Source organism: Tessaracoccus pujii (assembly GCF_054483895.1).
In genome coordinates this window covers 1,128,158-1,143,653 of the sequence record NZ_CM137012.1, presented here as the reverse complement: position 1 = coordinate 1,143,653, position 15,496 = coordinate 1,128,158, and the positions used below count along the sequence as shown (strand labels likewise).

11 protein-coding genes are annotated in these 15,496 nt (G+C 68.6%); 6 read left to right on the top strand and 5 right to left on the bottom strand.

Translation table 11 applies throughout. The features are described 5' to 3' along the window. Positions 1–57: 57 nt before the first annotated feature. The 4 genes from ACX1D0_RS05550 to ACX1D0_RS05535 all read right to left on the bottom strand — a co-directional run bounded on the left by ACX1D0_RS05550 (position 58) and on the right by ACX1D0_RS05535 (position 3,460). Positions 58–303, bottom strand: a complete 246-nt coding sequence (locus ACX1D0_RS05550) for an acyl carrier protein (protein ID WP_459019884.1) — start codon at positions 301–303, stop codon at positions 58–60. A gap of 36 nt (positions 304–339) precedes the next feature. After that, entirely contained in the window at positions 340–1,329 is a 990-nt protein-coding gene (locus tag ACX1D0_RS05545; RefSeq protein WP_459019883.1) for a beta-ketoacyl-ACP synthase III, read from the bottom strand. A gap of 8 nt (positions 1,330–1,337) precedes the next feature. Further along, positions 1,338–2,273: an ACP S-malonyltransferase gene (locus ACX1D0_RS05540; protein ID WP_459019882.1), complete on the bottom strand. Its 936-nt coding sequence runs from the start codon at positions 2,271–2,273 to the stop codon at positions 1,338–1,340. Between the two features lie 95 nt (positions 2,274–2,368). Beyond that, positions 2,369–3,460 (bottom strand): PucR family transcriptional regulator, encoded by a 1,092-nt coding sequence (locus ACX1D0_RS05535; RefSeq protein ID WP_459020395.1) that lies wholly within the window; start codon positions 3,458–3,460, stop codon positions 2,369–2,371. A 145-nt stretch (positions 3,461–3,605) separates the two neighbouring features. Between ACX1D0_RS05535 and cobF the strand changes: the two genes are divergently transcribed. The 3 genes from cobF to ACX1D0_RS05520 all read left to right on the top strand — a co-directional run bounded on the left by cobF (position 3,606) and on the right by ACX1D0_RS05520 (position 6,869). Further along, positions 3,606–4,334 carry a precorrin-6A synthase (deacetylating) gene (cobF, locus tag ACX1D0_RS05530; RefSeq protein ID WP_459019881.1) on the top strand — a complete coding sequence of 243 codons (729 nt, stop codon included), beginning with the start codon at positions 3,606–3,608 and terminating at the stop codon, positions 4,332–4,334. A gap of 101 nt (positions 4,335–4,435) precedes the next feature. Next, positions 4,436–5,842, top strand: a complete 1,407-nt coding sequence (locus ACX1D0_RS05525) for an alanine/glycine:cation symporter family protein (RefSeq protein ID WP_459019880.1) — start codon at positions 4,436–4,438, stop codon at positions 5,840–5,842. A 13-nt stretch (positions 5,843–5,855) separates the two neighbouring features. Next, a complete protein-coding gene (locus tag ACX1D0_RS05520; protein WP_459020394.1) occupies positions 5,856–6,869 on the top strand; it encodes a PHP domain-containing protein in 1,014 nt (337 codons plus the stop codon). 145 nt (positions 6,870–7,014) lie between these two features. On the opposite strand, the gene ACX1D0_RS05515 is transcribed toward ACX1D0_RS05520, so the two are convergent. Then, positions 7,015–9,801, bottom strand: coding sequence for an AAA family ATPase (locus ACX1D0_RS05515; protein WP_459019879.1), 2,787 nt, complete (start codon positions 9,799–9,801; stop codon positions 7,015–7,017). Between the two features lie 176 nt (positions 9,802–9,977). On the opposite strand from ACX1D0_RS05515, the gene aceE reads away from it, so the two are divergent. The 3 genes from aceE to ACX1D0_RS05500 are packed head-to-tail and all read left to right on the top strand — an operon-like array spanning position 9,978 to position 15,488. Continuing rightward, the gene (aceE, locus tag ACX1D0_RS05510) at positions 9,978–12,788 is read left to right on the top strand and encodes a pyruvate dehydrogenase (acetyl-transferring), homodimeric type (RefSeq protein ID WP_459019878.1); all 2,811 of its coding nucleotides are present in this window, start codon (positions 9,978–9,980) and stop codon (positions 12,786–12,788) included. A 16-nt stretch (positions 12,789–12,804) separates the two neighbouring features. Then, a complete protein-coding gene (locus tag ACX1D0_RS05505; protein ID WP_459020393.1) occupies positions 12,805–13,281 on the top strand; it encodes a DUF3052 domain-containing protein in 477 nt (158 codons plus the stop codon). Further along, the gene (locus ACX1D0_RS05500) at positions 13,278–15,488 is read left to right on the top strand and encodes a 6-phosphofructokinase (RefSeq protein ID WP_459019877.1); all 2,211 of its coding nucleotides are present in this window, start codon (positions 13,278–13,280) and stop codon (positions 15,486–15,488) included. Before ACX1D0_RS05505 ends, ACX1D0_RS05500 begins: the two co-directional genes overlap by 4 nt. Positions 15,489–15,496: the final 8 nt, after the last annotated feature.

Below are 15,496 nucleotides of genomic sequence, written 5' to 3'. Positions count from 1 at the left end.
AGGGCGGGGTGAAGCGATGGGGTGGGGCGGCCGCGTTGCGACCGCCCCACGTCGGCGTCAGTTGGACGCGCGCTCGATGTAGGCGACGGCGTCGCCCACGGTCTTGAGGTTCTTGGCGTCCTCATCGGGGATGGACACGCCGAACTTGTCCTCACAGGCGTAGATGATCTCGACCATCGACAGCGAGTCGACGCCGAGGTCGTCGACGAAGGACTTGTCCAGCTGGACGTCCTCCACTGCGACGCCGGCGATGTCGTTGACGATCTCGGCGAGATCTGCGCGAATGTCCTCAGTGCTAGCCATGGGTGGCTCCTTTCTCATTTTCTTGACAGTTTGCGGTCAGGGCAGGATCACGGTCTGGCCGGCGAACACGAGGCCCGCTCCGAACCCGATGATCAATGCGCTGTCGCCGGTCTTGGCCTGCCCGGACTCGAGCAGCGCCTCCATCGCCAACGGAACCGACGCCGCGGACGAATTGCCCATCTGGATGATGTCGCGGCCTACCACGACGTCCTCAGGGAGTTTCAGGTGGCGCAACATCGAATCGGTGATCCGGTTGTTGGCCTGGTGGGGGATGAAGCAGTCCAGCTCGTCAGGGGTGAGGCCGGACACCTCCAGGGTCTCGCGGGCCTTCTCCACGATGGCGGTGGTGGCCCACTTGAACACCTCGCGGCCCTCCATGTGAATGTAGGGCCCACCGGCGCCCGGTTCGACGCCGCGCCAGTCGTCGATCTCGATGACGGCGTGCGCCTCGGGCTTGGAGCCCCAGATGGTGGGACCGATCGCGGGCACGTCGCTGGGCCCGATGACGACGGCGCCGGCACCGTCGGAGAAGAGGAACGCGGTGGAACGGTCGTTCATGTCGGTGTAGCGGGAGAGCACCTCGACGCCGACCACGAGCACGTGGGTGGCGGATCCGGCGCGGACCATGCCCTCGGCGAGGCCGACGCCGTAGCAGAAGCCGGCGCAGGCGGCCGACAGGTCGAAGGCGGCCGGAGCGGCCATGCCGAGGTCCTTGGCGAGGATGGCGGCGAGCGCCGGGGTCTGCATGAAATGAGAGATGGTCGCGACGAGAACCGCGTCGATGTCCGAAGGCTGCAGGCCGGCGCGCTCGATGGCCTTCCTGGATGCCTCCAGTGCCAGCGTCTCCGCATCCTCGCCCTCAGCCGCCCAGCGTCGCTCCTTGATGCCGGTGCGCTGGGTGATCCACTCGTCGGTGGAGTCGATCATGGTGCACATCTCGTCGTTGGTCACGACGCGGCTTCCGCGCGCGCCGCCGACGGACATGATCCGGGCGAAGTCGGCGCCGGTGGAGGACTTGAGGGGCATGGGGTGACCTACTCGGACTCGGGTGTGGACTGGCTGTGGGTACGGCAGAATTCTCGGGCCTCGTCGAGCTGCTCCGGGGTGTTGAGGCTGAACAACTCGACGCCCTTGAGGTTGCGCTTGGCGATCCCGGTGAGCGTACCCGAGGGGGGCAGCTCCAGGAGCCCCGTCACGCCGAGGCCGGCGAAAGTGTCCATGCACTTGTCCCAACGCACCGGGTTGGCCACCTGGTTGACCACTCGCTCGAGCGCTTCGGCACCGGTGGCCACCACGGCGCCGTCGGCGTTGCTCAGGAGGTTCGTGGTGGGGGGCTGGGGCGCCAGTGATGCGGCCGCGGCGCGCAGCCGGGCCACGGCCGGTGCCATATGGGCCGTGTGGAACGCCCCGGCCACGCTCAGGGGAATCACCCTGGTGCGGCGCGGGGGAGTCGCGGAGAGGATCTCCAGCTGTTCCACCGTGCCCGCTGCGACGATCTGGCCTGAGCCGTTGTTGTTGGCAGGGGTCAGCCCTGCGGCCTCGATGGCGGCGAGCACCTCGTCGCGATCGCCGCCGATGAGCGCCGCCATGGAGGTGGGCCGGATCGCTGAGGCTTCGGCCATGGCAAGCCCACGCTCGCGGACCAGGATGAGTGCCTCTGCGGCGGTGATCACGCCGGTGAGCGCCAAGGCCGCCAGCTCGCCCACCGAGTGCCCGGCGACGACGCCGACACCTGGGACGTCGGGAAGGAACTCGGCCGCCACAGCCAGCGCGGAGGCCACCAGGAGCGGCTGCGCGATGGCGGTGTCACGGATGGTCTCCGCGTCTGCCTCGGTGCCGTAGTGGGCCAGGTCCAGCCCGGTCGCGGCCGAGTACCCGGCGAGCCGTTCGGCGAACGCGGCCGACTCGAGCCAGGGGGCGAGGAAACCGGGGGTCTGGGCACCTTGGCCAGGAGCAACAATCGCGAGCACGTCATCAACTCTGCCTGTGCGACTCCTCTCGTGCGGGCACGAGATTCACGAATTTGTTCACCCGGTCGTTGTGGGAACCCCACAACGACCGGCGGTCAGGCGTTCAGACGTCCGAGGGAGATGGCCATCCTCAGGACGTAGGCCTCCCGTGCGTCAGTCGGGTTGTAGCCGGTGACCTCCTGGATCCGCTTCAGGCGGTACCGCACCGTGTTGGGATGCACGAACAGCGCTCTGGCCGTGGCTTCCATGGAAGAGCCGCAGTCCAGGAACCCCACGCATGTTTCCAACAGTTCCTTGCTCGCTGCCAGCGCCGGGTAGATCTCCGACGCCAGAGCGCGGCGCGCGTGCCCGTCGCCGGCCAGGGCGCGCTCCGGCAGGAGATCCACCGACAGCAGGGTCTGGGGGCCCTCCGGCCAGGCCTTGGCGGCCCGGTACCCCGAGGCGGCCGCGCGGGCAGACTTGGGCGCCCCGGCGAGGCCGTCGACGGTGGGGCCAACCACCACGGGTCCGTCGGCGAAGAAATCGCCCAGCTTCGAGATGCGCTCGCACGTGTCGACAGGATCCCCAACGCCGGCCCCGCCGGCGATCACCACCAGGCGGTCGCCCTGCAGGGCCGCGAGCACCTCCAGCCCGAACTTCGAGGCGGCCCGCCTCAGCCCGTCCAGCACCGACGCGTCCGCCGGAGCGCCGCCGATGGCCACAGCGACCTTCGACTCCGTGTCCCACCCCAGCGTCGAGGCTCGCGACAGCACGGACTCGTCGGTCTCGGCGCGCACCACCGCGTCGACGATCGTGGCCTCGATTCGCGAGTCCCACGCTCCGCGTGCCTCCGCCGCGCGGGCGTAGATGGCGGCGGCCGCGAAGGCGATCTCCCGGGAGTAGTGCACGATGCCCAACTGGAGAGCCTGGCGGTCCCCGCGGGGGAGCAGATGCTGGATCTGCTCCTCCACCACCTCGGTGGTGGTGCGCACCAGGTCCACGGTCTGCTGGAGGCTGATCCTCCGTGCCATGGCGCGGGGGGCGGCGTCGAAGATGGTCTCCGGCGTGAACGGCTCGCCCGCGAACCACGTGACGAAGCCGTCGATGCCCGAGCGGGCCAGGATGCCGATCCACGAGCGGGACTCCGCGTCGAGTTGGGAGAACCACTCGTGCCGCGTCACGAGGGCCGCCAGTGTCGCGGTGTTCATCTCCGACGTCGAGGCCTGGAGCCGCTTGATGATGCCGGCGCGAGCGCGAGCGGACGAGATGAGCGCCGGGGCGGTCCCTGGTCGGAAGTCCATCACGCCAGCCTAGTGCGACGCGGCCGAGCGGGCGCGGCTAGGCTCACCAGGCATGGGACGCAAGGTGTATGTGATCGGGATCGGACCGGGCGGATTCGGGCAGCTCACCCTGGATGCGGTGGAGGCCATGAACCAGGTGGACGTGTTCCTGGTGGGCGATCACAGCGAGGACCAGCCGGACCTCGTGTGGTTGCGCAGCGAATTGCTGCGCCGGCACGTGAACCGGCCGCACCGCGTCATCACGGTGCTGGACCCCGAGCGGGAGCACCCGGGCGACGTGGACGCGGGTCGGCTCGCCACCTACCGTCACATCCTCGCCGGGCTCCCGATGGACGACACGGTGGGCTTCCTGTCCTGGGGTGATCCAGGGCTCTACGACTCGATCCTGCGGGTGGTCGACGCGCTGAGGGACAAGCTCGCCCTCAGCGTCACGGTGATCCCTGGGGTCAGCGCCCTGCAGGTGCTGGCCGCCGCCCATCAGATCGCGCTCAACGCCGGTGCGTCGGTGCACATCACCACCGGCGCGCGGCTGCTGGCCGAGTACTCCCCCGATCTGGGCGACGTGGTCGTCATGAACGACCACGACCTCACCTGCAGGGGCCTGGCTGAGGAGTTCCCGGAGACGGAGGTGTACTGGGGGGCCTACCTGGGTACCCCGGACCAGGTGCTGGCCAACGGGCCTCTGCGCTCGGTTGCCGCCGAGTTGGCTGCGCTCCGGGGCCGCCTGGTGGAGCACCACGGATGGATCCACGACACGTACCTGTTGCGCCCGGTCCCCTGAGGAGTATGAACAACGTGTAACACGCGCGTGGCGCCTCCTGACCGCCGGCGCGCGTCGTTGCTAGGTTGACCCCGTTCGTAGAGAGTGAAGGGGCATCGACCATGGAAGAGCTGACCACGACGCTGGAGCAGATCGCAGGATTCGTGTGGGGTCCGTTCCTGCTGATCCCGCTGCTGCTGCTCACCGGCCTATGGCTGACAATCAAGCTGCGCGGTATCCAGTTCCGCACGTTGGGGTCCGCCCTGCGGCTCGCCCTGTGGGAGCGCAAGGACGTTGACGCCGAAGGTGGAGACATCTCGCAGTTCCAGGCCCTCACCACCGCCCTTGCAGCGACGGTGGGCGTCGGCAATATCGTGGGCGTCGCCACCGCCATCGCGGTGGGCGGCCCCGGTGCCCTGTTCTGGATGTGGGTCACGGGCCTGGTGGGTATGGCGTCGAAGTACTCGGAGGCGTTCCTCGCGGTCCGGTTCCGCACCGTCGACGCCAAGGGTGAGGCCTCGGGCGGCCCCCAGTACTACCTCAAGAAGGCCCTGCCGGGCGGCTGGGGTGTGGGCCTCAGCATCGTGTTCGCCGTCTTCGCGGTGCTGGCGAGCTTCGGTATCGGCAACATGACGCAGGGTAATGCGGTCGCGGCCAACGCCCAGGACGCGTTCGGCATCGACCCGCAGATCACCGCGATCCTCATGGCGATCTTCGTGGGCCTCGTGATCATCGGCGGCATCAAGGCCATCGGACGCGTCACCGCCGCACTGGTTCCCTTCATGATCGTGTTCTACATCCTGGGTGCGCTCTACATCCTCATCGTCAACATCGCCGACCTCCCCGGCGCTCTGGGGCTCGTCTTCGGCCAGGCGTTCACGGGGACCGGCATGGCAGGCGGCGCCCTCGGCAGCCTCATGATCACGGTGCAGATGGGTGTGGCGCGCGGCATCTTCTCCAACGAGTCCGGCATGGGCTCGGCGGCGATCGCCGCGGCCGCGGCCAAGACCACCCATCCTGTGCGCCAGGGCCTGGTGTCGATGACCCAGACCTTCATCGACACCCTCGTGGTCGTCTCGTTCACCGGCCTGGTGCTGGTCACCACGGGCGTCTGGGATGATGACGCCAGCCCGGCGGTGCTCACGTCGATGGCCTTCAGCCACGGGCTTCCGGGGCAGTGGGGCGGCTACATCGTCGCCCTCGGGGTCATTCTTTTCGCCCTGTCGACCATCATCGGCTGGTCCTACTACGGGGACCGTTGCGTCGAGCGGCTGTTCGGCGTCCGCGCCACCATGGTCTACCGGATCGCGTTCACGATCGTGGTCTACATCGGCGCCACGGTCCCGCTGGGTGTGGTCTGGGCATTCGCCGACGTCATGAACGGGCTCATGGCACTGCCCAACCTCATCGGCCTGCTGCTGCTCTCCGGCCTCATCGCCCGTGAGACCAGCCACTACCTCAAGAACGACCCGAAGCTGCGCGCGGGACGCGCGGAAGTCGACGAGTTCATGGTGGGTCAGCCGCGCTGACCCGGTGCACCTGATGGATCCGGTGGCGGCGTTGCGCGAGTGCGCGTTCTGGTTGGAGCGCGCGCTCGCCGACACCTACCGGGTCCGCGCCTACCGGGACGCCGCTGACGTCGCCGAGGGCATCCCGGCAGCGGATCGGCCCACGACGGAGGCGGGGTGGCGTGCGCTGCCGAAATTCGGGCCGAAGACGTCCGCGGTCGCTGCCGCTGCCGCCGCCGGGGCGATCCCAGAGGCGCTGGTCCGGTCCAGGGAGGCGGGCGCCGCATCCCTGGACCCGGCCGGTGAGCCGCTGCGACTCCTCCTCAAAGGCGACCTGCACACCCACACCTTGTGGTCGGACGGGGGCTCGACCACGGCGGAGATGGCGGCGGTGGCGGAATCGATGGGGCACGAGTACCTGGCGGTGACGGACCATTCACCCAGGCTGAGAGTGGCAAACGGCCTGAGCCGGGATCGGCTCGTCGCGCAGTGGAAGGACATCAGCCGGGTCCAGGAGGAACGCACGCTCCGGCTGTTGCGCGGCATCGAGGTGGACATCCTGGGCGACGGAGCACTCGATCAGGCGGACGACCTGCTGGGCCGGCTGGACATCGTGGTCGCGTCGGTCCATTCGGATCTCAAGGCGGACCAGGCGACGATGACCGCCCGGATGGTCGGCGCGGTCGCCAACCCACACACCACCGTCCTCGGGCACTGCACCGGTCGCAAGAGGCGCGCGGACGGCACCTGGCGTGAGCAATCGCGGTTCGACGCCGACGTGGTCTTCGCTGCATGCGAGATGTTCGGAGTGGCTGTGGAGATCAATTCACGGCCGGAGCGCCAGGACCCGCCCCCGGAGATCCTGGCCGTGGCGGTGGACGCAGGGTGCCTGTTCAGTATCAACACCGACGCACATGCACCGGGCCAACTCGACTTCCTGACCTACGGCGCTGCCCGGGCAAGCGAGGCGGGAATCACCGCGGACCGGATCATCACGACATGGCCGACGGACAGGCTCCTGGCTCACGCGCGGCGCCACCGGGGCTGAGGGAATGCGACACAGCTGCGGCCACGTCATGACGGGTCCCCCCAATCACCCACCACGACGCAGCCGACGCTGGTTCTATGATGACGCCCCGGCCCGACGGATGGCCCAGTGAGCAGCACTGGCATTGGCGGTCGGGCCACTGGGATCAGGACCCGGTGGTGGTGCGCAGCCTGTCCCGGAGCTCGCCGCGCGTGGTGTCGCCAGTTTTCGCCAGCGCGTTGCGGACGTGGAACTCCACCGTGCGCACGGACAGGAACAATTCCCCGGCGATGTCCCGGTTGGTCCGGCCCCTCAGGATGAGCTCGACGATCTCGCGCTCGCGCCGGGTCAGCCGCCCAAGCAGATCCCCGTGCGCCGGCAGGGCCGCGTTCGTGGCTCCGTCAACGCTCGCGGACAGGCCGGTATGCAGATGCTCCAGGCGCTCCCGCCATCGGCCGGCGCCCGCACGCAGCAGCAGCGCGATCACCCCGGACAACTCGTCGGAGCAGTCCTCGGCCCCCTGGCGCGCCCCTGTGTCGATGAGGAACCGGCCCCAGTCCTCCGCCAGGAGCGCCGTGATCATCTGGAGGCTCTGAGGGGTGTCCGTGTGCCTGCGGTGCCTCAGGGCCGCATGGGCCTCGAGGAACAGTCTGGCTGCGGTGTCGTGGTCCTTGGCCCCCACCGCCAGCAGCGCGTCGATGTGGTGGAGCAGGAAGGCCAGCGCCTCGGACGGAACGCCGATGGACAGGAGTTGGGCGCGGGCGGCCCGGGCGGCAGCGACGTCGCCGAGTGCCACGTGGGCGCGCACCCGGAGGACGGCTGATCCGGCTCCGGCGAACCCGCCGGTCAGGGGGCTCAACCACAGCGGACCGAAACTGTCGACGACCGTGCGTGGGTCACCGTCGGCCGCAGCGGCCCATCCCCGTGCCCAGAGCACCGCCCCCATGGCCGAGCTGAACCTCCGGTTAGCCGCCAGGGTGGAGACATGGGTGAGCATGCGGCTGCCCAGGTCCTCGTCCCCGCGGCACCACGGGATGAGCGCAGCGGTTGCCTGGGCCTGCAACGCGCCCACGTCACGGAGGTCATCGAGGGTGACGGCGAGGCCGCGCTCGATCGAGGCCTGGGCGTCGTCCCACTCCCCGGAATTGAACAACAGGCGGTGCTTCACCAACGCTGTCGAGAGCTCGAAGTCCGGGTGGATGGACGCGACGCGCGACAGTTGTTCGATCTGTGCATGGGCCCTGCCGTAGCGCAGCGTTGAGGTGTTGATGGAGGCCGCTATCGACAGGGTGACGGCGTGCGCGGTCGCGGCCGCGGGATGGGCAGCCAGACGCTGCGCGTGCGCCTCCATGGCGTGGAGTGTCGACTCGAGTGATATGCGAGCCTCTCCGAGCAACAACCACATGGTGAGCAGGCCGTCGAGGTTCACCAGATCGGCACTCCGGCCCGGGTCGGCCGGGGCGGCGTCGGCGCGACCGGCGCGTCGTCTGAGTTCGTCCCGCACCGCTCCCATCGACGGCGGCATGTCGAACAGCCCTTGGGAACTGCGGCTACGGCCCAGGGCGGCGAGCGAGTGGGCGAGCAACAACAGGAGCGTGTCGTCGAGGTCCGGGAGGGGAAGTGCGTCGGGAAGCCGCAGGCTCTGCACGCCGGCGCTCATCGCGTCGAGTGCGCAGTGGAGGAGGGATCTGGTGAGGCCGGGGGGAAGCGATCCCACCCGTGGCTCGAGGCTCTGGATCAGGGCTGGACGCCGGGCCCGGAGCGCGAACAGGCACGCCATAGGAAGGTGCGAGACATCCAGGTCACAGGCCCAGGCCATCAGCTGGGTGGCGAGTTCGACGTCGCCCACGCCCGCCGCCGCACGCGCTCCCGCCACGAGGTCGTCGGCCAGGTGGGAGTCCGGGCCTCCTCCCCAGGCGAGAGCACGGTGCTTCAACCCCTCCACCCCCGTCAGCACGCTGCCGAGAGCCGCGTGGACCGCGTGCACGAGAGACTGCGGGGCGGCCGCGGTCAGGGTCGACGCGAGCGCAGGATGCAGCAAGGACAACGATGGCTCGTGGACCAGTCCGGTGGCCCGCAGAGTCGGGAGGTGGACAGGCCCGCTCCCCAGTGAATCGACGGCGGCGGCGAAGTCGCGCGAGGAGAGCGGCCCCCCGAGGGCGATCGTCAGCAGCCCGGCCGCATCCGGGACGCTCAACTCGGTGAACAACCGCTGGGCCTGGGGTTCGGTCAGCGCTTCGTGTCGCCGCGACACCTGGGCCAGTGCGGCGTCCAGCGTGGTTGAGTCCGGGGACCTGAGCTTTTCGACCAGATCCACCAGCTGGCCGGGCGATCCCCCGGTGGCGCGCATGACGGCCTTCACCTGGCGCGTGTCGAGCGGTGCGAAGAGTGTGCTGCGGACAAAGGTGTGCACCTCGTCCTCGTCGAACGGCTCCAGCGCGATGTGGCGGCCCCGCCGTCCGACCGTGATGTGTTGCACCACCCGCTCGGCGAACCACCCTTGGGTCGTGGTGCTCGTCGCCACGAAGAGGGCGGGGACGTTGTCGAGGCGACGGATGACGTGCCAGAAGGCCTCCTGCGACGGCTCGTCCAGGTACTGCAGGTCGTCGACGACCACCGCGAAGGGACCCGGAAGGCGCTCGATGAGATTCACGACGCCGATGGCGAACGTGGGCACTCCCGACCGGACGCGCAGTGCGGCCAGCTCGGTCGCGGTCTCGGGAAGCTGCTCGTCGATCAGCCTGTCGATGGCCCCGAAGGCGACTCCCTGCTCAGACTCGCGCAGGAGATGTGTGTAGGTGGGCATCTGAGTGGCGATCGTGCCGGCCAACCGGGACTTGCCCACCCCCTCCGGTCCGGTGATGAGCAGCACCTGGGTGCGACCGTCGCGGACTGCCTCGACGAGCGCCGCGATCTGGCGCAACTGCGCGACGCGGCCGACCAGTGGCACCACCGCTGACCTCCTGACTAGCTGCCCTGTTCCCCACCCCCCACCTCTGATTGTGGCGCAGCCTGACGGGCGAGGGAAACAAGCGGGTGAAACGTAGCCGTGGGCCTGGGGACGGGGCGGATCGGCGATAGCCTGAGCCAGGAATCCGTCAGAGCCTCGCGCTAGGGTGGGTATCCGGCATGGGCCCCGCTGCGCGTGCCGCCGCTTTTGTTTCATCGAGAGGAACTTTCGTGAGCCAGCACGATGTCGGACCCATCCTCAACGGTCTGCCCACCAACCTGCCCGATATCGATCCGGCGGAGACCGCTGAATGGCTCGAGTCCCTCGACGGCGTGATCGACGCGGGGGGCCGGAACAGAGCCCGCTACGTCATGCTCAAGCTCCTCGAACGCGCCAGGGACCGGCAGATCGGCGTCCCGTCCCTCACCGGCACGGACTACGTCAACACCATCCCCGCCACCACCGAGCCGGCCTTCCCGGGAGACGAGACCCTGGAGCGCGGCGTACGCCGCCTGCTGCGCTGGAACGCCGCCGTGATGGTCCACCGGGCGCAGCGTCCTGGGGTGGGCGTGGGTGGGCACATCGCCTCGTACGCCTCGTCCGCCACTCTCTATGAGGTGGGCTTCAACCACTTCTTCCGTGGCAAGGACCACCCCGGCGGCGGCGATCAGATTTTCTTCCAGGGCCACGCGTCGCCCGGCATGTACGCCCGCGCATTCCTGGAGGGGCGCCTCGCCGAGGAGGACCTCGACGGCTTCCGCCAGGAGCACTCGCACTACGTCGACGGCGAGCTACGGGCGCTGCCCAGCTATCCGCACCCGCGCCAGTTCGACTCGTTCTGGGAGTTCCCGACGGTGTCGATGGGGCTGGGACCCCTCAACGCGGTATATCAGGCCCAGTTCAATCGGTACCTCCACAACCGCGGCATCAAGGACACCTCCCAACAGCGTGTCTGGGCCTTCCTCGGGGACGGGGAGATGGACGAGGTCGAGTCGCGCGGCGTCCTGCAACTGGCGGCCAACGACGAGCTGGACAACCTCACCTTCGTGGTCAACTGCAACCTGCAGCGTCTCGACGGCCCGGTGCGCGGCAACGGCAAGATCATGCAGGAGCTCGAGGCCTTCTTCCGCGGGGCCGGCTGGAACGTGATCAAGGTGGTGTGGGGCCGCGGTTGGGATCCGCTACTGGCCAACGACTCCGAGGGTGCGCTGGTCAACCTCATGAACGCCACCACCGACGGAGACTTCCAGACCTTCAAGGCCAACGACGGCGCTTACGTCCGCAAGCACTTCTTCGGCCGTGACCCGAGGACCGCGGCCATGGTCAAGGACTGGTCGGACGAGGAGATCTGGCGGCTCACCCGCGGCGGTCACGACTTCACCAAGGTGTACTCGGCCTACAAGGCGGCCACCGACTTCACCGGCGCACCCACCGTCATCCTCGCCCACACCATCAAGGGCTACTTCCTGGGCAAGCACTTCGCCGGCCGCAACGCGACCCACCAGATGAAGAAGCTGGCGCTCGACGACCTCAAGGCGTTCCGGGACAGGGTGGACGTCCCCGTCACCGACGAGCAACTCGAGGCGGATCCGTACCGCCCGCCCTACATCCATCCCGGGCAGGAGGATCCCCGGATCAGGTACCTGCAGGACCGCCGCCGCGAGCTGGGTGGGTACGTGCCGGAGCGTCGCGGGGACAAGAAGTTCATCTCGCTGCCGGCGGAGAAGGCCTACGAGTCCTCCCGCAAGGGATCCGGCAATCAGCAGGTGGCCACCACGATGGCGTTCGTGCGCCTGCTGAAGGACCTGATGCGGGACAAGGAGTTCGCGCCACGGGTGGTCCCCATCATCCCCGACGAGGCACGAACGTTCGGCATGGACGCGTTCTTCCCCACCATCAAGATCTACAACCCCCACGGCCAGAACTACACGCCGGTGGACAACGAGCTGTTCCTCAGCTACCGCGAGTCCAAGACGGGGCAGATCCTGCACACCGGCATCAACGAGGCGGGGTCGTTGGGGGCCTTCACGGCCGCCGGGTCGGCGTACTCCACGCACGGCGAGCCCATGGTCCCCATTTACGTGTTCTACTCCATGTTCGGGTTCCAGCGCACGGGTGACGCCATCTGGGCGGCGGCGGACCAGCTGTCACGGGGATTCCTCATCGGCGCCACCGCGGGCCGCACCACCCTCACGGGTGAAGGCACGCAGCACATGGATGGACACTCCCCGATCCTCGCCTCGACGAACACTGCGGTGGTGTCCTACGACCCTGCCTACGGCTACGAGATCGCGCACATCATCAAGGACGGCCTCCGCAGGATGTATGGGGAGAACCCGGAGAACATCATGTACTACCTAACCGTCTACAACGAGCCGCTGGTGCAGCCCGCGGAGCCCGAAGGCATCGAGGTGGAGGGCATCCTGCGCGGCATGTACCGGTACAAGGCAGGCAACAGCGAGGGCGTCGGGCCGGATGCGCGCAGGGCTCAGATCCTGGCCTCCGGCGTCGCCCTCCCGTGGGCGCTCGAGGCGCAGGAGATCCTCAAGGCGGACAACGGCATCGTGGCGGACGTGTGGAGCGTCACATCGTGGGGCGAGTTGAGGCGGGAGGGTCTCGACCTCGATGAGAAGAGGTTCGCCGAGCCCTTCACGGACCACGGGCGCACCTGGGTGGAGGAGAAGCTCGCCGACACAGCCGGCCCGGTCGTCGCGGTGTCGGATTACATGCGCGCCGTCCCTGATCAGATCCGGCAGTGGGTCCCGCGGGATTACATGACGCTGGGCGCGGACGGCTTCGGTTTCTCCGACACCCGCGCGGCGGCCCGTCGCTTCTACAACATCGACGGGCCGTCCATCGCGGTGGCAGTTCTGCAGCGCCTCGCCGCGGCCGGTGAGGTCCCGCAGGAGTGGGCCACCGAGGCGGCAGCCAGGTACAGGCTCGACGATGTGACAGCCGGCTCGTCCGGCAATGCAGGCGGGGACGCCTAGCTTTGTCGGGGGCGTGATGCGAGAACCTCAGCCATCTGGCAGGCTTGGGCCCGTGGACAACGCAGACGGCAAGGGCCTCGCATCGACCAATGAAGGAGTGACCGGAGCAGAGCTTCTGGGGCTTGAACCTGGCTTGGTGGTGCAAGAGCTGGGATGGGACGAGGACGTGGACGCTGATCTCCGTGACGACGTCATGGACATCATCGACGCGGAGATGATCGACGAGCCCATCGAGGCCGTCGACGTGGTCATCCTGTGGTGGCGCGACGAGGACGGCGACGTGGCCGACGGACTCGTCGACGCCCTCACGGACCTCACGGATTCCGGTTACATCTGGTTGATGACCCCGAAGGTGGGACGCCCAGGTTTCATCGGGCCGAGTTCGGTGGCCGAGGGCGTCACCATCGCGGGCCTGTCGCTCACGAGGACGGCCAACGTGGCCGCCGACTGGCAGGCCACCAAGGTCGTCCGCCCCAAGGGCTCACGCAAGTGACAAAGCGGATCGGGGTCATGACCTCGGGCGGAGACGCCCAGGGCATGAACGCCGCGGTGCGCGCCATCGTGCGCACCGGCATCCACGCGGGTGCTGAGGTCTTCGCCATCCGTGAGGGATGGCAGGGCGCCATCGCCGGTGGGGACCATATCGCGCAACTCGGCTGGAGTGACGTCTCAGGCATCCTCAACAAGGGCGGTACGGTCATCGGGACCGCCCGGTCCATGGAGTTCAGGACGCGCGAGGGGCAGATCACGGCCACGCAGAACCTCATCGAGCGCGGCATCGACAGGCTGATCGTCATCGGGGGCGACGGCTCGCTCACGGGGAGCAGACACCTGTGCCTGGGCTGGCCCGCCTACGTCGCGGAGCTGGCCGAATCGGGACGCATCACCCGGGAACAGGCGGATGCGCACCCCCGCCTGCACATCGCCGGCATGGTGGGATCCATCGACAACGACATGTCCGGGACGGACATGACGATCGGGACGGACTCGGCGCTGCACCGGATCACCGAGGCCATCGACGCGATCAGCTCGACGGCCGAATCCCACCGGCGTACGTTCATCGTCGAAGTCATGGGACGCCACTGCGGCTACCTGGCGCTGATGAGCGCGATCGCAGGCGGTGCGGACTACACCTTCCTGCCCGAGTCCCCGCCGCGGCCCGGCTGGGAGGACCGGATGGTGGAGGTGCTGGCCCGGAGTCGCGCCGCCGGCAGGCGCGATTCGATCCTCGTGGTGGCCGAGGGTGCGGCGGATCGGGACGGCACGCCCATCACGGCGGACCGGATTCGTGACGTGCTCCGGGAGAAGGCGGGCGAGGAGGCCCGCATCACCATCCTGGGGCACGTGCAGCGTGGTGGGACGCCATCGGCCTACGATCGTTGGATGGCCACCGCCTGTGGAGTGGAGGCCGTGCGGCGCGTGCTGGAGGCCGACGACGACACCGAGCCGGTCCTTGTGGGAGTCCGTCGCGACGCCGTGAGTGGAACGCCGCTCCTCGCAGCCGTGGAGGCGACCCACCGGATCAGTGACTACATCGCCCGGGGCGACTACGACGCGGCGGTGGAGGCCAGAGGTCACGGCTTCACCACCATGATCGACATCTACCGGATGCTGTCGGAGGCGACGCCCAGCGTGGCGCCGTCGGCCGACGCGAAGCGCATCGCCATCATGCACGCCGGTGCGCTCGCGCCGGGCATGAATCAGTTGGCGCGCGTCGCGGTGCGCTCAGGCCTGGACCGCGGGTACGACATGGTCGCCATCCGGGGTGGCGTGCCGGGCCTGATCAACGGGGACTTCCACGAGGTCGTCTGGTCGGACGTCGAGGGTATGGCCCACACGGGCGGTGCCTCGTTCGGCACGCGCCGCTACGTCCCGAAGGAGAGCGAGCTGTACCAGATGGCGCGCTCCCTCGAGGACAACCGCATCGACGCGCTGCTGGTGATGGGTGGCTTCCACGCGTACGCGACGGTGGACATGATGGAGCGGGAGCGGGGGCGCTACCCGGCGTTCAACATCCCGATCGCGCTGCTGCCGGCGAGCATCGACAACAACCTTCCGGGGTGGCCGATGGCGGTCGGAGCGGACACCGCCCTCAATACGGTCGTACAGTCCATCGACATGGTGCGGATGTCCGCGTCGGCGAGCAAGCGCGCCTTCGTCGTCGAGACCATGGGCCGCACCTGCGGATTCCTTCCGCTGCTCGGGGGCATCGCAGGGGGTGCGGAAAAGGCGTACCTGCCCGAGACCGGGATCTCGCTGGAGGAGCTGTCCACCGACGTGGAGGCGCTCGTCGACGCCTTCGAGACCGGTCGGAGCTTCTACCTGGCGGTCATGGGGGAGGAGACCAGCGAGCATTACACCTCCGATGTCCTGGCCAAGATGTTCGAGGCGGAGGGTCACGGGCTCTATTCCGTGCGTCAGGCGGTGATCGGGCACATCCAGCAGGGTGGCACCCCTTCGCCTTTCGACCGGATCAACGCCACGCGCCTTGCCTACCAGGCCATCATCAACCTGGATCAGCAACTCGGCGAGGGCACCACCACCTACGTCGCCGCCCACAGCGCCGCACCCGGACTGATGGCGCCCCTGCGGCAGGTCACCGATGCGATGGACTGGGAGTTGCAGCGCCCCAAGGATCAGTGGTGGATGACACTACGTTCGGTGTTCGACCAGTTGAGCCGCCGTCCCGGTCAGGAGTGAGAGGCCGG